The following is a 24,394-nucleotide window of genomic DNA, read 5'->3' on the forward strand; positions in this document are numbered from 1 at the left end:
TATTGATTTTGGCTGAATACTGATTTTGTCTTATCTCAATATGACCATTTTACCAAAATCATTTTTGAAATACTGATCTGTATGGGTATCAAATTTATCCCAGGATTTGTTATTTCTTTCTTTTACAATAAAACGGTATAGATAAACTCCATTCGCCAATTTTTCACCAAATTGATCTGTGCCATTGTATTCAAAATGGGTCATGTGCGTTCCAATTGCTAGCGGACCTAATTCATCTTTGGTAATTTCACGAACCAATTTGCCAGAAATCGTAAGGATCTGAATCATATAATTTTCAGGAAGCGCATCCCCTGTCAAGGTATACACAAAGCGTGTTTTATTCACAAACGGATTGGGATAATTAAATAAATTTCCAACCGATGATTTTTTTACAATTGTAAAATCCACTTGATAATCCTGATCCGTGGCTGAATTTCCAGAACCGTCAATTGCATTGACATATAAGGTGTGGATTCCATCCAATTTAAAGTCGCCTTGGATTATAGCTTTTACGGTCTTACTGTTTCCTCCTGCAGGTACAAATTGCACTTGTTGATTTGCAAAATAAACACGTTGTGGTGTGGCACCTGGTTCCTTAATCCGAATTGTAAACACACTGGTATCGTTTAAGAGCAAATCCTTGTTTTCATCTTGCAGACTAATTTCAATATGTGATTTACTGGAAACGATTTCAGCATTAAATATTTTTAATCGATCAAAAGTAACATCCATGTAAGGTTTCAACTTATCACGCCGTACGAAAAATGGGATAATGGCAGTATTATTAAAGGTATTCAACTCTGCCTGATCATTGTTTGGATTTAACTCAATAAACAATTTATAAGCGCCATATATTTTTGAAGAATTAAAACTAAACGGAATTTTTTGGAAAGCCAAACTTGCCATGGAGGCGAACCGTTTGTAAGTTACTATTTGCTGATTGCTTTGACTTACAACCGTAAATTTTACCAACAAACTATCCATATCTGCTGCACCGATATTTTGTGCCAGAATTTCCAAATCCAATACATCCCCTTGATTAATGGTATCCTTCGCTTTTTTATAATATTTACTTGGATTGAAGGCCGCATCCGGCAGCCCCTTGTAAAGCACACGCCAATAATCCAATTCCGGGGTTGATCGCTTAAGGGTATCAGACGTTTTCCATTCAAGTTTTAATTTGGGGAACTGTGCAGAACTTACACTCGATAAATCATATAATTTATCTGTTATTGGACCCACGAGTTTGGTTTCATTTCCAAAAGCATCAACACCATAAATGTTTATTTCCTGTACATCTTCAGCTCCATTAAAGTTTTTATAATCCCACAAAAAGTTTGACCAGGATTTTGCAGGACCAATAATTCTGGATTGCACAAATCCTGAAGTTTGCGGAATGGTAAAAGAATGAGAAATTTCATTTTCATCCATAAAGTTTCCAATACTTTCCTTTACTTCAAACTCTGGTCTTCCTTTTCGGAATAACATGATGTACGGCACAGAGCTGAAAGATCTTAAACTTCGAATTTCCTTTGCACCAAAACGTTCCAATACGGTGTATAAATTATTCGGGCCATCCGATTCCCATAACTCTGGATAATATGAATTTTGATATTGTGTCATTGTGCTAAAAATCACAACGTGATCGTTTGGAATATACTGCTCTAAAAATTGAATTAATGCAGCACGTTCTGCCTGACTGGAAGTCTTAAATACAAAAAATGGTTTATTTATATAACCAGGATGATTCAAACTATTAAAATCTCCACCACTTTGATTAATCCACATTTTTCCGGTAATTGGATCAAATACATTGACAACAATCCCTGAAAAATCCGAACTGTAATTCCAATAATCATAATCAGCTGCTACATCGGTGCCAACATATACTCGAGGTCTGATGTACGTTGGCAATTCAATGTATCCATTATTTGCACGAATTTCTACAAAGGATTCAGCATATTTAAACTGGCGATCCGGTTCGTTTAAATTCATTTTATAAAAATCGTTTTTCTTATGTTGAAAATAATGCGATTGATTCCATCCAGCTGAACTTCCCGGTACGTAAATGAATGATGAATTTCTCCATGCGAAGACTCCTGATCCAGTGCTGTCGGGTGCAATTCTCCAATAATACACGCGGTCTGGCATTAAATTAACATTGGGTGTCCAGCTAATTACTCCACCGGTTTGTTGAATTTGTGTTGACAGTTTCAATGCGCTATTGAAATATTCTGTAGTATCCAATTCAATAAAATAGCTTCCACTTGCAGCCAGTGTGTTGCCATTTGAAGCAATCAATTTTAAATTGTCTTCACTGACTATTGAAAATTCCTGAGGAAAAACTGGACGAGCTTCATTTCCAAAAATATACAAACTATATCCGCGTTGTCCTTGAATAATTAATTCATTATTATTTTCTGCATCGGCTAAAGGTCCTTCAGCCAATTCATTGGCTCCGTCCAATTTAACATAAATACTATTGTAACCTATCGATTCTTCACCATTCATTGGAATTTTAACACTAACAAGGCGACGGGTTGATGGAGTGGCAATTTTGAAAACGGTTACAGGAACAATTTTACCATTTGCCTGACGGATATCAATATTTATCAGAATGCTATCCTTTGTATAAGCGCCCAAATTGACAACTTCAAAATTAATTTCAAATTCTTTCTGATTATTAAATACGAGTGCAGGATTCGTTCGGACCGATTTAGCATCAATGGTATAATCCTGGAATGTATTCACATTCAATTTTACAGCCGGATCTCCATTAAAACTTGTAGAATAGGCTTGAGTCAATAATCGTTCTCCGCCCTGGGACCTCATATTGTGATAGGTCTCTCGGATGGCATCTCCGATCGTACCGCCATAAAATTTAGTACCAATTTGCTTATAAAATTCCGAACCATAAACTCCCAAAATATCTGGAAAACCTGCAGTGGTATTTGCCAGATAAACAATGGAGCCTTTTTCAGGTGCAAGGTTGTGATCTTCACTGATGGATCGATTGGGTGCAAACATCGAACCAGCATAACAACCCATAGCCATAAATAAATGATATCTGTCCTTGTTTTTATATGAATCTACATTCTCCAAATTAAAATCCAGACGGATTGCCGCTGAATGTCCCATAAATGCAATGATCGAGCTTCCTTCATTGATTGAATTTTTCAATTTCTCACTATTAGCTACCTCGATGGTACTGCTACTTTGTTTATAAAATGTTTGAACATTGGCTCCAAATAAATTATCCTCAATTACTTGTTCCATACCATTTAACTGGCCACTTATCTGTGTATAGATACTTGGATCACCTCCTGATAAATGAACGATGCGTTTCTCCCATTCTTTTTCTTCGATGGTATGATTTGCAGTACGCAAATAATTTTCATGAGACTTGACTTTGTTTAAATAATTTTTAATTTCTGTGCCATTGATAACCGGCAATCTTCCAAATGAACAAAGTGCATCATTTTGGCTATTTGTGACCAGCATAATGTCTGCAGCTGGTGAAGAAAAAGTTGGTACAAAAAAGAAATTGGGGTCCACGCCATTTTTACGGTAATAAGGATACTCCAAACCTTTTCCAATAACCAAACAATAATTTAAATTTGACCAGATCGTTTTTGCAAACTGCACAAAGTTTTTTACAGCCAATGGATGTGTATGAATTCCATATGCAAATACATCGTATAATGCTTCAACATTTATTAGAGCCACTTTGTAAGCACCCCCTGCCTGTGATGCCCTGTAATCTGCATATTCCTGCACATAATTCGATCCGTGGCCATCATCCGTTAAGTTAGGATGATAGAGTATTAAATAATTATAGTCTCCAGGTTTGATATCCAAAAAATCCATTGTTTGCAAACCAGAAATCGATTTGATGGATGAAGTATTAAATAATATCAGTTCGCGCTCGGTAGCTGATTCCGGAATGGTAATTTTATAGATACCATTTGCTTCCCGGATACTTTTTAAATAAAAATTATTTGTAATATCGTATACAAACATTTCAGTTCCACCATCAAAATCTTCAATTTCAAGATATTTTCGTATTGGACCAGGACCAATTTTAATTTTTGCATATTTATTTTGGTCAAAAACGAATTCTGCAGGATAGGTGTATTCAAGGGTAGCAACTACTATTTGGTCTTCTGGATTTGAAACGGCCTCTATACCCAGGCGCATGGATTCATTTAAGTCTGCAGTACTACGATTAATTTCTTTTATACGAACCTTATATCCTGCAAACAAATCATCATCAATGGCTTGTCCATCAAGTAAAAAATTTAATTTATGTGCAGAATTATCCTCTCCATAACCTCCAATGCGCGCTGTAATCTTTGTATTAGGTCCTGCTTTAAATAAATGTTTAAATTTTAAGTCAAATTCACGACTCTTGAAATGATCTGTAGCAAATCCCTGACACCCATCAAATAAAGGAAATTTTTGTGCATTGCCATAACCAACTCCTCGTTTAAATGATATCTCAGTGAAAACATCTAAATGTGTATTTAAATAATACAAATCTTTTGGCAAAGGTGCTGATAAATCATTTTCAATTTTTTCAACTACATTGGAATTGATTGTATGATCCCAAGTCAAATAATACGATGCCGTATCATTGTGCATACTGTATTCTGGATTCATTAAGACAGTTGGATCTGCAAACAAAGGCGCATCCAATTCAGCTCTGTTTTTCTTTCCATAAAATAAGAGGTAATCATCCGTTCCCATCAAGCCTTCGGTTGAGCGAATTAATTTCACATCCTGAGCTAAACAGATCAAATGCAATCTGTTGATTTCAACTGCTCCAAGTGGAAAACCGGCCTGATGCAAATCCTGATAGCTGATTTTGTAAACCCCATCTTCGGTAATCTTAAATTTAAGATAGGTCTGATTGGAACGGATCCATTCATTGCCATAAAGGGCTTGACCCTGAAATTGCATTTGAGCAAAAACAGCGTTCGCAGCAAAGAGTAAAAAAATCAATAAAATTGAACGAATCATAGATAAAATTGAATTTTTGGGTAGATAATCAACTGCAAACATATTAAATATTTTTATAATATTTAAAGCTAGAATTGAATTTTTTACCTTTATTCCGTTGGAAGCCTTGCTAGTCTATGTTGGTTTTGGATGTTTGGGAATTTTCTCAATGTATTGGTTATTGATTTACAATAGATTAACTCAAGTACATCAAAAACCAATTCCAGAGAATTGGCCGTCTGTGAGTATTATAATTTGTGTTCGAAATCAATTATCAGAATTTAAACACAACGTTCATTTGTTTCTGGAACAGGATTATCCTCATTTCGAACTTTTGATCGTTGATGACGATTCAACGGACGGATTAGAAGCCTGGATTCATGAAATTTCTAAATTCACTGATAAAATCAGTTATTTTAAAAACCAAAAAACACAGGAAGGGAAAAAACAAGCACTTACTTTAGGCATTTCGAATGCAAAATTTGACTGGTTGGCACTGACAGATGCAGATTGTAAACCTACTGGACCTATGTGGTTAAAATCGATGGTAGCTTGTTTAAATAACAATCAAAAAATCATTCTTGGCTATGCACCCTATCAATTTACACCGGGTATTTTAAACCGATTCATTCGTTTCGAATGCTGTTTCAATGCATTACAGTATTTGTCTGCATCTCAAGCTGGTTTTCCATATATGGGTAGCGGTCGAAATTTAATGTATCACAAAACTGTTTTCAACCCTATTGCTTTGCAAAACGAAAAAATCTATGGTGACGATGACCTTTTAATCAATGCTGTTTCTGATTCTAAGAATACAACGAATTGTTTAATACCGGATTCATTTATTTGCAGTGAAGCTAAAAGGACGTACGCAAGGTATTTTAAACAACGATGGCGGCATTATGCAGCATCGCTTCATTACAATTTGATATCGAGCACGCTGTTACTGATATATTTCAGCTCTTTTATTGGTCTATACTTTTGTATTATCCTATTGATTTATTATAAAAACTATTTCACAGCATCTTCGTTGTATGTTTGTCACTTGCTTGTGAGTTGGCCTGTATTTTATACTAAATTGAAAATTATTAAAGAAAAAGGACTTAGTGGCTATTTTCCTATATTGCAAGTTTTATATTGCATTCATTTAATTTTACAATTTCCATTTCTTTGGATCAAAAAAAAGCATTGGTAAATGGATACGATTGATCGCTATTTTCCGGATATTACAAGTGTTCAGCGTTCGAATTTTTTGAAATTAAAAGTGCTGTACGAGGAACAAAACGCTAAAATTAATGTCATATCCAGAAAAGATATGGAGTCATTCTACTTGCATCATGTATTGCATTCCTTAACGATAACTGCATTCGTAAATTGGAATTCCAAATGCAGACTATTGGATTTAGGTACCGGCGGCGGATTTCCTGCAATTCCATTGGCAATTTACTATCCGGAAATACAGTTTACTGCAATAGATGGTACTGGTAAAAAAATTAAAGTGCTTACTGAAATTGCGGAACAATTGGGATTAAAAAATTTAAAAGCAATGCATCTTCGCGCTGAAGACTGCAAGGAAAAATTTCATTTTATTGTGAGTCGAGCCGTTTGCAGTTTGGATCAATTGATTCAATATTCAAAACCTTTATTGTTGCGTGATGCTGTAACTGCCTTACCCAATGGAGTCCTGGCATATAAAGGCGGTGATCTCACGGAAGAAATTCGTGAAATTAAAAAGAAGGCTTATTTTGAAACCTATGACATCCATCAAAAATTTCCTGAAGCTTACTTTCAGGAAAAAAAATTAGTGTATTTGCAATTGCATTGATTAATACAATACTACAATGCTGCAATTCTGAAATAATGGAACAATAAACCTATGCAAAATTTGTGAATTTGCCTTATCTGCTTTACTGACTCCTGACTACTAACTGTTGACTATTGATTGGAAGTCTGAAGGTTGATTCTGCAATGCTACATTGCTGCAATTCTGAAATAATGGAATAATGAACCTATGCAAAATTTGTGAATTTGCCTTATCTACTTTACTGACTACTAACTGTTGACTATTGATTGGAAGTCTGAAGGTTGATTCTGCAATGCTACAATGCTACAATTCTGAAAAAAATTGAATAATGAACCTATGCAAAATTTGTGAATTTGCCTTATCTGCTTTATGACTCCAGACTAAAGACTACAAACTAAATTAGGAAACCGCATATTCAATGAACTTATAAATAAGGGTTCCACGCAAAAATCCAATAGAATACCAACATGAAATACGCAGTTCTGCGTAGTACATTTCAGCAGATTTGCCTATTAATTTGGGAAATACTTGGTGGTAATTTTGTTACTCAAAACAATTCAATTTTCACCAAAAAAAGGCACATATGAAAAAAATAATCAAAACGCTAAAATGGACAGGTCTGATCCTGTTGTTAATCTGCATAGGTTTGATTGTTTATGTCCAATTAAATTGGCAAAAAACACTTAATGCTCCCTATCCAGAAATAGCTGCCAGCACAGATTCTGCAGTCATTGCCAGGGGAAAATATTTGGCTTATGGGCCTGCACATTGCGGCACGTGTCATGTTCCCATGGACAAATATTTGGAAGTTGAAAAAGGGGATTTAATTCCTTTGAGTGGTGGATGGGAATTATCAATTCCTCCGGGTACGTTTCGTGCGCCAAATATTACACCTGATAAAGAAACAGGTATCGGAAATTTAACCGATGGTGAAATTGCAAGAACACTGCGCTACATGGTAGGATATGATCATCGTTTCATTGCCCCGTTTATGTCTTTTCGCAATTTGAGTGATGAAGATTTAACGGCTATTGTTTCATTTTTAAAATCACAAACACCCGTGAAGCATCAGGTAAAACGCAGTGAATTGACTTTTCTTGGCAAAGCATTGGCAGCATTCAATTTAATCAAGGCTGAAGGGCCCGATGGAATACCACCCAAATCAATAATTAGAGATACCAGTATTAGCTATGGGAAATACCTGGCCAATTCTGTTGCAGATTGTGTTGGCTGTCATACAAACCGGGACTTGAAAACAGGTGAATTTATTGGAAAACCTTTTGCTGGTGGAATGTTTTATGAAGCAGATGCGTTGAGTGAGGGTGTCGCATTTATCTCTCCTAACTTAACACCGCATCCAACAAGCGGAATCATGTCTGAATGGGGAGAAAATGCATTTGTTGCACGATTTAGAGCTGGACGTGTTCATAAAACAAGTCCAATGCCTTGGGGCTCATTCAGTCGAATGGATGATTTGGATTTAAAAGCACTATACCGTTATTTAAACTCTTTAGAACCCGTTGATAATAAAATTGAAAAAACCGTACTACTTGCTAATACAAAAACAACCCATTAATATTTTATAAATAGTATACTATGAACTTTACGTTACCACATACCATTGAGAATGGACAAGGAGAGACAATAACATTCAAGGAAATTATCCAGGAACCCGATGGTGCAAAAATTCTTATCGAAGGACGCTGTACATCAAACGCAGGTCCAGCCATGCATATTCACTATCTTCAAGATGAAGGGTTTACTATTATTCAAGGAAAGGCTGGTTGCCAAATTGCCGGACAGGAAGCCAAATACTACTCCAAAGGAGAAACATTATTTTTCAATAAAAATACAGCACATCGATTTTGGAATGCAGGATCGGAAGAACTCATAATTGATGCCTGGGTTAAACCCGTAAATAGTCTTATCTTTTACCTGGATACCCTTTATGCAGCACAACGGAACTCAGGTTCAAGCCGACCAGAAGCTTTCGATGCGGCCTTTTTGTTGGTTAAATACAAAAACGAATACGGTATGCCCGAAATGCCTCTTATTGTGAAAAAAATTATCATTCCAATCACCTATTTCCTTGGACATCTTTTTGGAAAGTACAAGAAATTCAAGAATGCACCTAAGCCTATTAAATGATCGAATGCTAAATAAATAAAGCTTATTCGTTTTCTAAAAATTCCTTCAAACCAATATTAATAATATAAGTCCAACCCTCTTGAAAATTTTCTAGCTTTAGTTCCTCGACATCGTCAGGAAATGCTTTTATAAATTCATGGCTAAAGTTAATTTGGGTTAGTTCATCTGATATCTTAATCAATTCCCAACTAACCAAAGTTTCCCCATCGTATCCCGGATATGTCCAGCTATGACTCAGTTTTTTTTCAGGGATTAGTTCTTGAATAACACAACGGTGATGCCATTCCTTCCCATCAGGAGGTCCTGCCCAAAAATTAAATTCATGCCCTTCAGCAAGTTCAAAATCAGCAATGTCAAAATACCATTTTTTCATAGTATTCTTATTGGAAATCGCATCCCAAACTTTTGAAATGGGCGCTTGAAATTGTTTCTCTATTCGAATCATACGTAAATTAAAAGCACTAAAATACACCAAGACTTTGAATTAGATTCAATAAAACATTTAAACTAAATGGGAGCTTTCAGAATGTAAAATAAAAATGTACTATTTTTACCTCAATATGGAAATGTCATTTTTAACTTTATCAGTTTTACTCGTTGTGGTTGCGCTGTTAGCTCTTTTTGATGGATTATACCTACATCTTATACGCTACCAACTTCAAAATCAACCGGACAGCCGCATAGAACATTTAACACATACCTTGCGGGCTATATTTTTTCCTTTAATTTTGTACTTTCTGTTTCTAAACCATCTGAATACAACAGGATTGTTCATTGGTTTATTGATTGTTATTTTGGATAGTATTGTATTAGGAATTGATGCTTATTCAGAGAAAGATAGTCGCGCATTCATGGGTGGACTTCCTCGCTGGGAATACATCTTGCACTTATTTGTCAATGGATTTCACTTTGCGCTGATCGCTGTATTTTTAGCCACTAAAATTAATATTATTGAACATCAATTTGTTTTGGTACACGATTTCAATAATTCAAACAACTTCCAAGTTTTTGAAAAATTAATACGCTTGGTTTTACCTGGTTCGATTTTATTTGCATTCGTACATATATTACTTGCTATTCAAAAAATTAATATGTATTTGAATTCTAAGGGGATCTTTAAATTTGTAAAATAATTTTTGTTTAAAATGATTATTAGAAAAGCTACTCTTGATGATCTAAATGCGCTTTCAATGTTGTTTGATGCCTACCGTGTATTTTACAATAAATCAAGTGACTTGAATGCCGCAAAAATATTCTTAGGAGATCGAATCAAAAACAACGAATCAGAACTATATCTAGCAGAAACGAATGATTCCAAAATTATTGGATTTGTTCAATTGTATCCATTGTTTTCTTCCACCCGTTTAAAAAGACTTTGGCTATTGAATGATCTGTTTGTAGCCCCGGAATATCGCAGTCAGGGAATCTCCGTGTTATTGATTGATCGGGCCAAACAACTCGCTCGCGAAACCAATGCAGTAGCAATTACTTTAGAAACAGCTAAATTAAATACTATTGGAAATGCATTATATCCTAAAACCGGATTTGTGTTAGATACAGATCATAATTTTTATGAATGGGAAACTTGAATCAATTACGAATTTCCTCTAGTTCCTCCAAATTAAATTTCTTGGTTTTCATAATAACTGCAAGGACTTGGGGCGCTTTTTGAGGATCTTGCATCAGGGTACCTAAGATTTTTGGAACGATTTGCCAGGAGAGCCCAAATTTATCTTTTACCCAACCACATTCTACTTCCAATCCGCCATCTTTGGTTAATTGATCCCAATAATAATCAATTTCCTGCTGCGTATCACAGTCAATCACAAAAGATATTGCTTCACTAAATTTAAACATGGGTCCTGCATTTAGTCCCATAAATTTTTTACCCATAATTTCAAAATTTACAACCATGGGAGTATCTGCAGTAATTTTGCCATCTTTAAAAATACTGCAATAAAAACTGGCAGCCTCTTTAGCATTGCCATCAAACCATAAACAAGGATATAATTGGTCAGTCATATTTTGAATTAATCGTTTCTAAGAAATAGATTCTACGTATTGTTTAAAATTATTTAAGATGGCTTGCCATCCTGTTTGCTGTAATTCCAAAGAGTTTTCATTTTCGGCTTCAAACTTCTCAACAACAAGGATTCCTTCATTATCCTTCATGAAATGTATGCTGACCGTGCGTCCGTCTTCCAGGGTGTATTCTATGCGATCTTTTGGTTGTACCAGATCATAAATTCCATTAAAATCAAAACCCATGCTTCCATCTTTGGCTTCCATCCTGCATAAGAAGCTGCCACCAGATCTTAAATCTACTGTTGCTCGAGGCGCACACCAATCATCAGAAGCAAAATTCCAGTTTACAATATGCTTTGGGTCATTCCAGCATTCCCAAATAGTATCAAGGCTTGACTTTACAGTTACGCTGACTTCAATAAATATTTTTTCCATAATTTAAATTAAGGCCGTAAAAATAAAAATAAATTATGAAAGTAAATTGATTTCCACTAGTTCCTAAAATGATTGAAATAAGTAAACGAGTTATTGAATCAAGAATTAAATTTATTCTAACTACAATACCGTTTTTATGGCAGCCCCTACTGCCTTTTGAAATATATCAATAGCTGCATTGGCAGCTTTTTGTGCCATGGCTTTTGAAATGACTTCCAAAGCTTGCATCTCTGCTTCAGCAATTCGCTTTTCGTCTTCCAGTCTTGATTCAAAATGTTCTTGACTCAATTCTCCGGAAATGCGCAATTCTGCTAATAATTCAAAACGAGCTTTTCTTGCAATTAAAAATTGTTGCATGCTATCCTTAATTTCTTTCCAGTGATTTGATACGGTGGATTTTATAGCAGAAAGCATATCGGTCATTAGCTCATCTATATTTATAGTTGCCATAAATTGTATGCCTTAATTTATTGCTTTTTTATTTTTTCTGCAATCCGCATGGTATAAAACAATTCTTCCATGGATTGCCTGTTGAGTTCAATGACACCATTCGTTAGTGTCTGGGCTTGCTTGTGTTCACTTTTATACTTAATCCAAAGATCTCGTGTAATTTCTACGATTCGCAACGTGTTCTTATTTAGCGGGCGAATTTTATTTTTAATGTAAAGGGAGTTTAATTCAGACTGAATAGTGATATAACTATCGCTACAACTTGAATACGATCGCTTGTGTAAATTTGCGGGATCCAATTCCAATAATTCTAAATAAAATTTATCTACTCGTTTTGCCGTTTGATCTATTTGTTCTAAAATGGCGGCATCAAATTCAGGCAATAGATGCACCCTGCAGTGCGAAAAAAATAAAACACAAATAAGAAAAAAGGCATTTAGCGAAAAGCCATGTTTGAATAAAATGATCCGATTTGTACTTGAATTAATCATTTCCTTTTATCAAAGATACAAATTGGTTTTTAAATTGGATGAAAAGTCTATAAAATATTGAAGCCTCTTCATCCTATTTTTACAGAAGTCATAGTCAGTGAACCAGCAACAGCCTTATCATTAAATAATTCGATCGAATCGGTCTTATCTTGCAAAGCCAATGCATATAGTAAAGGCAGATAATGCTCGGGTGTCGGAATGGCAAGATCAAATGATTTTCCTTGCGAACGAAAATCAATCAGTGTTTGATGATTTCCACTTAAAAGGGCGTTTTTCATTTTATCGCTGGCTTCCAATGCCCAGTCAAATGCATATGAGTCCGAATTTAATTTGTCCCAGGCAATCATTCCAAGATTATGAACCATATTGCCACTGCCAAGAATCAAAATTCCTTTTTGACGTAGACTGGATAATTGTTTTGACAAATCATAATGATACTGGCCATTTTGTGTATAATCCAAACTCATTTGGATTACCGGCACGTCTGCCTGTGGATACAAATGTTTAATCACGCTCCAGGCACCATGATCCAATCCCCATTTGTTATCCAAGCCAATTTGGGTTTTGCTTACTATTTCTTTGGTTTGTTGTGCCAACTCCGGACTACCAGGCGCTGGATATTGCACGTCAAATAAAGCTTGAGGAAAACCGCCGAAATCGTGAATGGTGGCAGGCTTGTCCATAGCCGTCACAAATGTTCCTTTGGTTTCCCAATGGGCAGAAATACATAAAACGGCTTTAGGTTTTGGAAAACTGGCACCAACTTTCCGAAAACCTTTTACAAATTCATTTTCTTCAATGGCGTTCATCGGACTTCCATGCCCTAAAAACAATACAGGCATTTTTTCTGTGTTGTCCAATTCTTGAGAAGCCTTGTATAATTCACTTAGTTTCATAACTGCACCTGCTATGGGTAATAGTGTTAACGCTTGCAAAAATCGTTTTCGCCTCATATATATTTGAATCTCACTTATACATACATATAGTCAAATCCTATACTCAGTAATAACAGTTTAAATGATACAAAGTTCTCCCCTCCCAAGCCTTCTTATGCCAAATTTAAATCCATAAATTATTAACACGACCATTTATTCCTTGTTGTATTTCAATCCTATCAATTTTCCTATTTGAAAAACGATAAGCGCTCTACTAACAGTTATGGCCAAAATTATCTCATTGGAATACCACAAAAATGCAATCAGTAAAAAAAAATTAACTTGAATTAGAATCGCTGATTCATTAAATTTATCCTATGAACAAATTGCCTTAACCAAATAAATTAAATTTAGATTTACAACAATTTATCAGCAGCAAGTAAAATTTTGGATGGCTTACACTATTTGAAGTATAAATCCCAAATAATATTAATACTCTTTACGTATTAATTACTATTTGGGTACGATCAACAAAGACTTTTTCCAAAATCTTGCTCCTTTCTTAAAGACTAAATAATTAATACCTTGTGCAAAAGATGACACGTCAATTTGTTTGCTTAGTTCGATTTCCTGTAAACTGCCATGTATAGGATTTAATAAGTACAATTGATCAAATGTGGTATTACTTTTCACCTGAAAAAATTCAACTACTGGGTTTGGTAAAACCTCAATTGAAATCTGCTCCAAATTATATTCCGATGAAGTTAAATCATTGATATTAAATTGTACAATTTGACTTTTCTCACAACTACCTGGAACGGACACTTTAAAGTGTATGCTGATTTCATTGAGCGGAAAATTAACTATGCGTTCGCGAATGTATAGATCCTGTCCAACAAATTCAAAATAATGGTTATCCATCCCGGCTGCATCATGTATCCATTCAAAACTTGCACTTAGTTCTTGCCCATATACGTTTTTAACCATGAATTTTGTAACATGATCTCCTGCATTGGATTGACGTAACAAGATATTGGTAACAGGCTCCACTTGCAAAGTCTGATACCCTGTTATAAATTCCTTAGGTGCATGTTCAGAACCAAGAATTGAATTGTCTGAAAATACTACAATGGACGATACTTCATAGATGCTGTCTCTTGATGCATCGTACATTTTAAATTGAATGGTATCACCGGAATACCGGTTGCTATAAATAAACATATATACATACATCCGTTGATTGCTCTCCACATTAAAATACTGAACTCCCCTTAGCTCATCACCCACAAATGCAGCAATCATATCATTTGAATCCCGGATCTCATCGCATTCAATATATCCTACTCCAATAACATTCATATTATACTCAAAACTTGAAGCATCAATCTTCCAATCAGGTTGGGACCAACCGCTTACATTGGTAAAGCCAATGATTATTACTATCGCAATACCCAAATTAAAACAATCAATTGCCTTCATATTAATTTACTTTTTGAATTAGTTTAGTAAATTGCTTTTGTTGTGTAACCAAACTAATAAAATAGCTACCAGGGATTTGAATTTGCTCTGCATCAACCAATAATTCATTAAACCCTTTCTCCAAATTTAATCTGTATTGCAGGATCTCTTGACCCAAGATATCTGTAATTCGAATAGTTGCATTCGTTTCAGCTGCTTCCGCTGTATATTCTATATGAACAACATCCTGAAAAACTTGTGGAAACACTTCATAACGTTCGTTGTAAACTTCATCACTATACTTGATGTTCTTGCAAATAGATTCATCCATTTTAAGTACAAAGGGAAAATTGACACTTCCAATATGTTCATTTGCAATGAACTGACAAGTTGAATTTAAATCAAACTGCAAGTTCTTTGCAGGATGAATTAATTTGTAGTGCAGTTTTTCAGATTCATCTCCAGCAATGGTTAAATATGCAATTTCCTGTTGTGCCTCTGTTTCCAATGTAGCCTTAGCCCTCCAGTTTCCAGTTGCATCAAGGATTCCAATCCCAAATCCATTCTCATGAATTAAATCCTGACAACTGGTATTTAAGGTAGCAATTGCCGTCATATTATTATTGAATTTTTGATGATTGACCTGCCATAAGTCCTCTTCATTTGTCCGCACCACTAAATCATCAAAATTTTCAAACATGCCTGCAATAGGATATGTAAAGGTCCTGGGACCATTGCTTTTGGATTTATACATATATCCTTCGCCAGGAACCATGGTTTTTAAACTACCTAACCAACCTGTTCCGCTGCCATTGTAAACTGCAAAATTGTATTTGCCTTTAATGATGTCACCAGTCGCAGGTATTAAGTTGGCCAGTGCTTGATTGATTTCCTGACTTCTTAATGAGATAAAACCAATCCAGCTCCAACCTGAATTTATAGTTACAGGTCGCGTAGTAGGATTTACAACGGTGCCTCTTAATATCAAAGTGTCATTTGTAAGCTTCTTTAATTTCCACAACTGGGTTGGATAAAATCCATTAATTTTATTTCCACTCCAGGTAGAACCATTGTGCGTATTGGATTCGGTTAAATTTTTAATGCTTGCATCCTTTTCCGCAACACTTTCTAATACTCCATCCGTTGTTGTCGCAATATTGTCAAGATAAAAACAAATCCAATTCCAACCATTAAATACCGGAATTTCCAAACTGACAATTGTTCCAGATTCAAAGACTACCGGATTTGAAAAACTTCCTCTCACAGAATCAGAAGTAAACGTAATTCCATTTCCTACTACATCGCTATAAACTTTACCAGTTGAGGCATCCCAGATTTTAAAAGTCAAAACCGGATTACCTGTTGAGTTGTAGATATTTAAAAATACACGGTATGCATCTAATTTTGAAACGTACTCCAAGTTTGCAACCCCACGAACTTCGGAACCAACATAAGCCACCACTTTATCCCTTACATCCGCAGAAAATATACCATTTATTTTTATAGTTCCGATAATATTCATGGTATTATCATAAGCAGCCGGATTTACAGTCCAATTGGGTTCAATTGCTTTTACATCCAACTCAATATTTAATTTTTCGCGGTAATTAAAATCAGTCAACAAGCTAACTCCAACAGCATACGTACCTAAATTTATAGATGAATTAACAGTAAAAATTACTTCAACAAAACTGTTTGGTGCTATAACACCTGAACTTGGACTGACACTCAACCAGGAAGGAAGATCCAATATATTAAACTTTTTTGCAGCACCTCCGCGATTGTAAATTCCCGATTTAAAACTCAAGGTCTCGCCTTTTAGAATGCTGTACTTTAACAATTCATCTTGCCATACCACTTGATTCTTATCAATATAAGCAATCCAACTAACAGGTGATTGCATGGTATTGCCATGCAAATCATGAATACCCTGAACCGTAACATCCAAGGTTACGTTTTCAATTAATTCCGCTGCTGTTATGGGCGTAAGAATAATTTGATCATTATTGACAGAATAATTAAAAGCAATTTGTTCTACAGGTCTTTGTAGCTTAATGGTTGGTGTGGCATTCGACAAACTGGCTTTAATGGAATCAATGGTGTGTGGTGCACTGATTTGATCTGCTATGACACCTGTCAGTATTTTTATACCACTAGCATCTGTGCTGTAATGTTCGAATGGCAAATAAAATTGCAATCCGGATTCATCGCCTATCATTCTGTTTTGTTTATCCCGTTTTATTTGCTCATAGCTCCGGGCCACATTCCAGAAACGGAATTCATCTAGTAAACCATTGTAATGATTGCTTACATTATCTTGAGTTGCTATTTTAAATCCTCTCGCTCCAATCCACATATTGGAACCACTCCATTCACGAAATCCATCACTTGAAATAGAATTTTCAAATAAACCATCCACGTAAACACTCAAGTTTCCATTGCGTTTTAAAACCATTGCAAAATGATGCCAGTTGTTGTCAAAATAATTTTTAGTCGTTGCAGTAAAATCTATTTTATTGTGCTTGATATGAATAAGGCTATCTACTTTATCGATATTCCAGGATTGCAATGAATCAGAACTCAATCCGGTCCCGGTACCATTCGATAAGAAACATGCATTTCCCGTTTGACCGGATTTAAACCAAAATTCAGTGGTAAAATCCATTTCGTCTGTAATTACAATATTTCCGGTACTTGCTTTTAAATAATTTGAATTGGCAGCTTTAAAATCAGCTGATTTACCGGATGGAGTAATTTGCCAGGTAGCTGCTTTAATGAGCGCTTCTCTTCCTTTTGCTATATCAATGGTTGTTGAACCCGTTGCCTCGTCCATTCTCCAATTGTAAAGCAATCCGGCTTCATTTCCACTTAATAATTTGGATTTATAAATAGAAAACTGAGATAAACTTCTCGCGGTCGTCCAAATCCTGACTTCATGTAAATTTCCATTTAAAAATTGTGTAGCTGTTGCTGAATTTTTACCAAACAAGGCTTTTGTATTGCCACCAATATAATCAGGTTGAATGCTGGTTGCCCCTATATTAATTAAACTGGCAGTGGTTTGCTCATCTGCTAAAAACATTTCAACAGTTTCAGCAAGGTATTTGTAACTAATAGCTACCGTATGCCAAATATTGTCATTGAATGATTTTGTTGAGCTGACTGATGTCCCATTTATTTTAAAAATCAATTTATGATTGGAGCTAAACCCTAAATAAATTTGTTCGCCTGCAACAGCACCTTGACTAAATAGTGTTTGCTCACCAAAAGAATCCCTTTTAAAACTAAATTCTATGGTAAAATCTCGTCGATCCAAAGCAATTCCATCCGGCAATTCGAGAAAATCATCCACGCCATCAAAACTCAAAGAAGTTGCATGTTCAACCGGGCCACCATTTAATACACCGCGGATATCAAAATTTACACCAGAACTAATAGACCCTAAATCAATGGGTTCATTAAATTTAATACTGATTTCATCATTGGGTGATAAGATTCCATCCGCTGGCGATGGATGTCCAAATGCATGCGGATTGATCCGGTCGATAATTCCGGAATGAATTTCAGAATTTAGTTCGGACAATTCGCAATCAGAAGTCACTCGAAGGTCGTACGCACCGTCTGACAATTGCTTAACATCCCATTCGTAAAATGAAAATGGCTTATCGCGTGGTATAGGCACCGCGTTGGGATCCATTAAGCCATTGGTATCAGCATGAAATCTTTGCAATCCAATCCATTTTGCTGAACTCGATGGTTTGTAATCCAAACGCAAATTTTCCAAATCAAAATAATTTACATTGTAATCAACGATGGATATTGGAAGGGTATCGTTAAAACTGTTATTTAATACCCATTGATTATCTGGATTTGCAATTCGCACTTTGGTACATGAAGGCAGAAAATGTGCAGAAACATAAACAGAATCGACAATATCAGAAATAAATCCAGCTCCCCTCGTAAACTGACATTGTGAATGCACCAAAACCAATATATTATCATAATTATAAACCGGACCAGGCCCTTTTTCAATGGTTAAAACCTTATTGATAGATGTTCCGCCCGCTACAATAACCGATGCACCAGGCAGACCGTCAATTCTTACAATCGCTCCAAAAGGATTGGTTTCACTGGCAACACTGATATCATACGGCATGATGTATCCAATTTCAGATTCATTAGAAATCGTTAGATTAAATACTGCGGCTTCATCCACTGGCACATTAGTAATTAAATAAGGACTTACCTCCATTTTAGGTTTATCAATTTGCAGCGTTCGTGGACTAACCACTGTTCCGGGCATATAATATTCTGTAACGGTCTCATCTTCAAAAGGGCAGGCTGTAGCGCAACCCGGTTTATTTTTAAAAACAGGTCCCCAACCCAATATTGAAGGATAAACATCTACGGAGTACAAATCACCGATATCCGGATCGTTTAAATTGAATGTCACCGTTTCCGTTTCGCTTTCTTCCAAAGCCCATTCATGAGAATTTGTAAAACTGATTTCTAAACCTTTTTCAATACCAACTCCATTGTTATTGATTTTACCTGATATTTCAAAACCCAACTCTGCAGTCAATTCATATTCAATACTTGAACCATGCTCTACAGCGGTACTATGAGAAACTTCTGATTCGTAAGTGGTTCCACCGGTAAATGTAAAATTTGCTGGACTGCCCAAGCTCTCAAATTTCTCAACAATGCGATTTCTTTTTGCTTTATATTCTAAATACTCATCAATAACTTCTGCCTCTCCAATTCCAAATGCAGTAGTTGCGGCAAACGTTGCATATCCAAGAAAGGCAGAGCCAACAATTGGAACTGCTATGGCTCCGTAAGAATAATATATTGCAGTTGCTGATGCAATAGATAACGCAGCATAAGCAATAATAATACCCGCATATTGTTTATCCAAATCAGACAACTCCTTTTGTCTATAGGCCTCAATGGTATCCTTATTTCCAATATTTACTTTTTCCCATTCGTTGAGATAGATTGCTTGTTCCCATTGATACACTTGATTATTTACATATCTAACAGAGTCCACTGTATTCATTAAATCCAAATAGCTCGGATTTGCATTTACAAAAAGTTTATAACTAGGTCCATCATAATCTTCAAAATCTCCGGTTCGTGGCGTATAGGTTGATGCAGCTGCGCCAAAAACAGGGTCATCATTATTTTTTCCATAATTTTCATCATTTACTGAAAGTTTGCTGGTATATTTTGGATTGGTTTGTAATATTTTATTTCGCAAACTAATCAGATTAGGAATAATCAAATTTTTAATATCATATTCATTAAACATAAATTGGGTGCTGTATCCTCCCGGAACAATAGACAATCCATATTTTTTTGCAAATGATAAATTGGTTGCTGGTTTTTTACCTGCTAGACAGGGTATCGTATCACATAATTGATCTGAAATAATTACTAATTCTTCACTTACTCCAAATTGCACATTTTGAGATTTACCAATGTATAAATCACTGCTTGCGCCCGGAGGGATTCCTGTTTCTCCATAGGTTGACCAGGAGTTTGTATTGGTTGTTTCAATGGTTTGTGACCCAGTTCTTCCACCACTAATTTTAGCTTTAAATCCTGCAGTGAGGTTGTTCTCTGTTTCATTATCAACTTCTACGCCTACCCCAACACTTACTTTTACTCCTGTATAAATTTGATCAGAAGTGTGGGCTTCTTCACCTAAGTTCCAGGACCAACTGGTTTTATCAACTTTGGTTGTTCCAATACTTCGACTTGCAGTACTTGCTGTTCCCGGTGGATCTCTCAACACATATTCTGGTACTTGTGGACCCAAGGTTACAAATTGTTGTCCATTGGATCGCTTACCCAATAAATAATAATGGTATACGCCTGTATTTGTATTTGGAATACTAAATACTTTATTGGCAGCAGGCAACCATGCTATGGTACCAGCGGCAGTTTCCAAAACCATTTCGATTTTGCCGGTAAAACTGTATTCCGGAATCGCTACATTTTCACTAAAATTTGGGAATCCAGGTTTAAACGTATAAATTAAATTTCTAAAGGAATCCAGACTTGCAAAATCCGCGACATTAATTTCTGCAAAACTTTCTTCAGCAAGATCATTGCTAATTTTTAGTGTTCCTTCAGTTGTCGGTACACTATCTGTTATGGAAGTTGTATAATTTTTATAAGGCTCATAGATTTTTATTAAACAACGATACAATTGCTCATCATCACCCTGTAGAAAAACAGGCCAAAAGTAAGGATTGGTTCGTAGGTTTCTGGTATTCCCATAAGTGTCAGTATAGCTGTCCTCTCCAATAAAACTGCTGCTACCATCTTTATCAACAACACTTACTACTGATTTTTCCCGCCAAATAAAATCCAATTGTTTGTGGAAGCTTATGGATGGGCTATTGATCAAAAAATTGCCATTAATATCAAAAGTAGAGTCTATTTTACTAATTAGATTTGTTGCTGAACTTAAATCCAGTAAATCGATTACACCAAAATTAACAAGCGGATTACTGGGTACAGTGACTGAAACTACATATTTTAAAGGAGGCAACCACAACGTATATTCACCGGTGCTTGAATTGGTAAATACGGTGTCCTTTCGACAACCAGATCCTAATTGAGAAATAAAAATAAGTTTTGAAACCCTAATATTGTTTTTTGATTTCCCCAAACCAGGAAATTTTGCAGCTTCCCGCAAACCACCAACAACTCTTCCTACCACTTTGAGTAAGGTGGAATCAATAAAATGAATTCCGCTTAAAGCAGCTTGAAAATTATAGCTACCCGAACTAGGAAATCGACTGTTTACATATACATGTCCTTCTTGTCTGACTTCTATGAAGTGATTTCCAATTGGAACTTGAATTGAAAAAGAGCCTGTTGGATCTGTTTTGGCTACAGCCCCATTGACAATTAAAGGAACCCCATCAATTAATATGGGTGCATCTGCAACGCCACAACTGGAATTCTTATAATACACATCTCCAGTTACTGTAAATGATGAAAGGTCTGTAAAATTAATGTTGTTGTGTATGGTTGCTCCATCGCCAATAAACAAAGCAGAAGAAGAAGGATTAAAGGTGTGCGTTAAATAACTTGGAGACACAATAAAAACTTCACCTGAACCTTGAAACGGGGTATTCAAAATATAATTTCCAATTTCATCAGTGTAAGCCAGCAAGGATAGTTGACTGGAAGTAGGATATGCATCTGTCCAACCAATTCCTGATCCACGAAAGATCCCGTGATTCTTATTAAATTCAAGAGCTTGCTTAGAAAAATCATAAACAGCATTTCCAATTCCTTCAATGGTTCTGTAATAAATTAGCAATCCCGTTTCACTACCTGACAAAAAGCGTCTGCTGTCTTGTACAATTTGTGTAGCTGACTTTCCAATATTCCATAAACGAAGTTCTGCTAGTTTACCGTCAAAACCAGAACCGATAACAATACTGTCACTTGTATTTCTAAAATAAAATTCACCACCCCCAGTCACAGCAATTGCGGAAACCTTTCGTTCAATGCCATTGACGTAAAAACGAACTGTATCTGATTTTACTTGTACAGCAATATGACTGAAAATATTCCGTGGAATATTCGTAGCACTTAAAACAAAATTGTAACTCGTGTTAGCATCATAAATTGTAAAATCCAAATTATTATTAAGGTTGATCCTTAATTTATAATTGTTTTGTTTTTCAATGATTGTCATTGCATTTGCATAACTTTCTGGTTGTATAAAACATTCGAACAAAAAGGCAGTATCCAAATTTAAATTATCCTGCGGAGCAATTACAATGGTTCCAGATGTAAAATCTATACTCTTATTTGTGATACCTGAAGTTGATGATGCATTGATCTGAACATCTTTTACAGCAATACCGCCGCCATAGCTGACTTGGCCCGTAATGGTTCCGGTGCGAGTTCTGAATCCAATGGAAGTGGCTTCATTAGTTATATAGATTTGATTTCCACAATCCAATTCACCAAAAATCTTGTATTCATACAATTGCCCGGCTTCTGCAAACACATCTACATAAACATTAGAACCACTTTGTTCATTTGCAATTTGTATAAATCCGGTATCCTGTAACCTTCTTCTAAAAATCCGCAATCCACTAAGATCTGCTCCAAAATTATAGGACCATTCCAGTACTACTTTGTCTGAAAAATAACCTTTAGAAGCGCTAAATGTTTGATCATTGAACACTGCTGAAACATCATAGGTTAAAATGGTATCTGCTGAAGCCCTGAAAGCACTTGCTTTAAAACAAGAGTTATTGGCGCGAAGCGTATAATGATAGGCTTGGCAATATGTTACATCAACATCTATATAAGTTTCTGAATCTGCTGGCAGGGTAATGGTCTTGCTCACTCCACCCGTCCTTTCAATTACATACTCTGTTTCATTTGAATTATTGTCATTCCAGCTGAGTAAAATCCGATTCCCATCTGGTATTGCTGTAAAATTACCAGGAATCTGAGGTTCAAAAACGCCAGTTCCAGTTACTGTATTTGAATAGCTTGACGCACCGCAATCTGAAACTGCTTGAATCTTATACTGGTAAGTTTTATTTGATAACACATCTACAGAATCCAGATAACTGGTTAATGAACCATCAATAGTATCAATCACCGTCCAAAAACTAAAACTTGGTCGAGATCGTCTTTTCGAAATATAATATTCCTCTGGCTGGATATCGGGTTGATCCCAGCTAATTCCAATTAAAGAATCACAGGGTACAGGATTGCTCTCAATATGTAAATTTACAGGCGCTAACGGAAGATCAGTTACATGCGTTGTTATTGTATTGGATACATCAGAAATCACCTCCCTTGAATACCCTGGAAACCAACCGGTTTTTAATGAATAACTATATAAACGACCTGTAACCACATCAACATCTGTAAATTGATTGTTTGGATTCGCACTACCAAACAATTCATAATATTTAGAATTGCCCAGGTCATCTGTTCTGTATATTTTAGTCTTCCAACTGCTAGCTGGGGAACTGCAATCCCAACTTGGGTTGGTCCAATTGAGTGTAATGGAATTGCAATCAAATGTGTTTGTTAAATTGCTTCTGGCTGGTATGGTTGTGGTAGAATTTATGGTTTTTGTATAATCTACATTGGTGTCATTATTTCCTGCATCGTTATTAAACCACAGCCCCGTCATTTGAAGGTCAATGCTTCCTCCCACCAAGTTTAAATCAAAATTTCTTAAAGTTAATGTCCCTTCATAAACATTGTCTAATCCTGATACGTCCGTTACAGAAAATGATGGATTTCCTACATCCGTAATGTATGCAAACGTTCTATTTTGGGTCCCACCATCTCTGGTAAATTCAGATTCACAAAAAGAACATGAAGATTTAGGTCCATCTTGTAATTTAAAAATTCTTTGCCGTACATTGTTTTTATCATAATAGTAAACGGACATGTAATAAAAATAATCATCCTCTCCCCGGCCATCTAAAATCCAAAATTTTATAGTTATGGTTGCACTGCAATTATCGTAAGTGACTCTCCAGTTTGACTCAGAATAAGGATCTGCTTTTGCTGTATGGATATTTAATAAATAAGCAACGCAAAACATCCAAATTGAAATTGTGGCATTTAATCGAAGTTTCATAATTTTTACAGATTTGAATTCAAAACTATTTTAAGCTTTCCTCAATCTCAGGTCAAAGTAGATGTAT

At 35.6% G+C, this 24,394-nt stretch carries 15 protein-coding genes; 6 read left to right on the forward strand and 9 right to left on the reverse strand.

Annotation, left to right across the window (positions count from 1 at the left end; translation table 11 throughout):
- Positions 1-30: 30 nt before the first annotated feature.
- Positions 31-5,019 (reverse strand): hypothetical protein, encoded by a 4,989-nt coding sequence (locus IPK91_09670; protein MBK8297524.1) that lies wholly within the window; start codon positions 5,017-5,019, stop codon positions 31-33.
- Between the two features lie 148 nt (positions 5,020-5,167).
- On the opposite strand from IPK91_09670, the gene IPK91_09675 reads away from it, so the two are divergent.
- From IPK91_09675 to IPK91_09690, 4 genes are all read left to right on the forward strand, one after another.
- Entirely contained in the window at positions 5,168-6,193 is a 1,026-nt protein-coding gene (locus IPK91_09675; protein ID MBK8297525.1) for a glycosyltransferase, read from the forward strand.
- Positions 6,194-6,823, forward strand: coding sequence for a 16S rRNA (guanine(527)-N(7))-methyltransferase RsmG (rsmG, locus tag IPK91_09680; GenBank protein MBK8297526.1), 630 nt, complete (start codon positions 6,194-6,196; stop codon positions 6,821-6,823).
- A 562-nt stretch (positions 6,824-7,385) separates the two neighbouring features.
- Positions 7,386-8,378 (forward strand): cytochrome c, encoded by a 993-nt coding sequence (locus IPK91_09685; protein MBK8297527.1) that lies wholly within the window; start codon positions 7,386-7,388, stop codon positions 8,376-8,378.
- Positions 8,379-8,398: 20 nt separating this feature from the next.
- Entirely contained in the window at positions 8,399-8,950 is a 552-nt protein-coding gene (locus tag IPK91_09690) for a cupin domain-containing protein (protein ID MBK8297528.1), read from the forward strand.
- A 22-nt stretch (positions 8,951-8,972) separates the two neighbouring features.
- Here IPK91_09690 and IPK91_09695 read toward each other — a convergent pair whose 3' ends face one another.
- Entirely contained in the window at positions 8,973-9,395 is a 423-nt protein-coding gene (locus IPK91_09695) for an SRPBCC domain-containing protein (GenBank protein MBK8297529.1), read from the reverse strand.
- A gap of 115 nt (positions 9,396-9,510) precedes the next feature.
- Here IPK91_09695 and IPK91_09700 point away from each other — a divergent pair, with 115 nt between their 5' ends.
- Positions 9,511-10,083, forward strand: coding sequence for a hypothetical protein (locus IPK91_09700; protein MBK8297530.1), 573 nt, complete (start codon positions 9,511-9,513; stop codon positions 10,081-10,083).
- Between the two features lie 12 nt (positions 10,084-10,095).
- Positions 10,096-10,539, forward strand: coding sequence for a GNAT family N-acetyltransferase (locus tag IPK91_09705; GenBank protein MBK8297531.1), 444 nt, complete (start codon positions 10,096-10,098; stop codon positions 10,537-10,539).
- A gap of 1 nt (position 10,540) precedes the next feature.
- Here IPK91_09705 and IPK91_09710 read toward each other — a convergent pair whose 3' ends face one another.
- From IPK91_09710 to IPK91_09740, 7 genes are all read right to left on the reverse strand, one after another.
- The gene (locus IPK91_09710; protein ID MBK8297532.1) at positions 10,541-10,972 is read right to left on the reverse strand and encodes a VOC family protein; all 432 of its coding nucleotides are present in this window, start codon (positions 10,970-10,972) and stop codon (positions 10,541-10,543) included.
- An 18-nt stretch (positions 10,973-10,990) separates the two neighbouring features.
- A complete protein-coding gene (locus IPK91_09715) occupies positions 10,991-11,410 on the reverse strand; it encodes an SRPBCC family protein (GenBank protein MBK8297533.1) in 420 nt (139 codons plus the stop codon).
- Positions 11,411-11,530: 120 nt separating this feature from the next.
- On the reverse strand, positions 11,531-11,860 hold the full coding sequence (locus tag IPK91_09720; protein ID MBK8297534.1) for a hypothetical protein: 330 nt from the start codon (positions 11,858-11,860) through the stop codon (positions 11,531-11,533).
- A 17-nt stretch (positions 11,861-11,877) separates the two neighbouring features.
- Entirely contained in the window at positions 11,878-12,351 is a 474-nt protein-coding gene (locus tag IPK91_09725; GenBank protein ID MBK8297535.1) for a hypothetical protein, read from the reverse strand.
- A 68-nt stretch (positions 12,352-12,419) separates the two neighbouring features.
- Positions 12,420-13,304: a 4,5-DOPA dioxygenase extradiol gene (ygiD, locus tag IPK91_09730; protein ID MBK8297536.1), complete on the reverse strand. Its 885-nt coding sequence runs from the start codon at positions 13,302-13,304 to the stop codon at positions 12,420-12,422.
- A 435-nt stretch (positions 13,305-13,739) separates the two neighbouring features.
- Positions 13,740-14,705 carry a hypothetical protein gene (locus IPK91_09735; GenBank protein MBK8297537.1) on the reverse strand — a complete coding sequence of 322 codons (966 nt, stop codon included), beginning with the start codon at positions 14,703-14,705 and terminating at the stop codon, positions 13,740-13,742.
- Between the two features lies 1 nt (position 14,706).
- Positions 14,707-24,327: a hypothetical protein gene (locus IPK91_09740; GenBank protein MBK8297538.1), complete on the reverse strand. Its 9,621-nt coding sequence runs from the start codon at positions 24,325-24,327 to the stop codon at positions 14,707-14,709.
- Positions 24,328-24,394 lie beyond the last annotated feature (67 nt).

It is taken from the genome of Saprospiraceae bacterium (assembly GCA_016712145.1).
GTDB lineage: Bacteria > Bacteroidota > Bacteroidia > Chitinophagales > Saprospiraceae > Vicinibacter.

Coding starts and splice junctions, on each gene's coding strand:
- IPK91_09670 (MBK8297524.1), bottom strand. CDS start 5,019: ATGATTCGTTCAATTTTATTGATTTTTTTACTCTTTGCTGCGAACGCT.
- IPK91_09675 (MBK8297525.1), top strand. CDS start 5,168: ATGTATTGGTTATTGATTTACAATAGATTAACTCAAGTACATCAAAAA.
- rsmG (MBK8297526.1), top strand. CDS start 6,194: ATGGATACGATTGATCGCTATTTTCCGGATATTACAAGTGTTCAGCGT.
- IPK91_09685 (MBK8297527.1), top strand. CDS start 7,386: ATGAAAAAAATAATCAAAACGCTAAAATGGACAGGTCTGATCCTGTTG.
- IPK91_09690 (MBK8297528.1), top strand. CDS start 8,399: ATGAACTTTACGTTACCACATACCATTGAGAATGGACAAGGAGAGACA.
- IPK91_09695 (MBK8297529.1), bottom strand. CDS start 9,395: ATGATTCGAATAGAGAAACAATTTCAAGCGCCCATTTCAAAAGTTTGG.
- IPK91_09700 (MBK8297530.1), top strand. CDS start 9,511: ATGGAAATGTCATTTTTAACTTTATCAGTTTTACTCGTTGTGGTTGCG.
- IPK91_09705 (MBK8297531.1), top strand. CDS start 10,096: ATGATTATTAGAAAAGCTACTCTTGATGATCTAAATGCGCTTTCAATG.
- IPK91_09710 (MBK8297532.1), bottom strand. CDS start 10,972: ATGACTGACCAATTATATCCTTGTTTATGGTTTGATGGCAATGCTAAA.
- IPK91_09715 (MBK8297533.1), bottom strand. CDS start 11,410: ATGGAAAAAATATTTATTGAAGTCAGCGTAACTGTAAAGTCAAGCCTT.
- IPK91_09720 (MBK8297534.1), bottom strand. CDS start 11,860: ATGGCAACTATAAATATAGATGAGCTAATGACCGATATGCTTTCTGCT.
- IPK91_09725 (MBK8297535.1), bottom strand. CDS start 12,351: ATGATTAATTCAAGTACAAATCGGATCATTTTATTCAAACATGGCTTT.
- ygiD (MBK8297536.1), bottom strand. CDS start 13,304: ATGAGGCGAAAACGATTTTTGCAAGCGTTAACACTATTACCCATAGCA.
- IPK91_09735 (MBK8297537.1), bottom strand. CDS start 14,705: ATGAAGGCAATTGATTGTTTTAATTTGGGTATTGCGATAGTAATAATC.
- IPK91_09740 (MBK8297538.1), bottom strand. CDS start 24,327: ATGAAACTTCGATTAAATGCCACAATTTCAATTTGGATGTTTTGCGTT.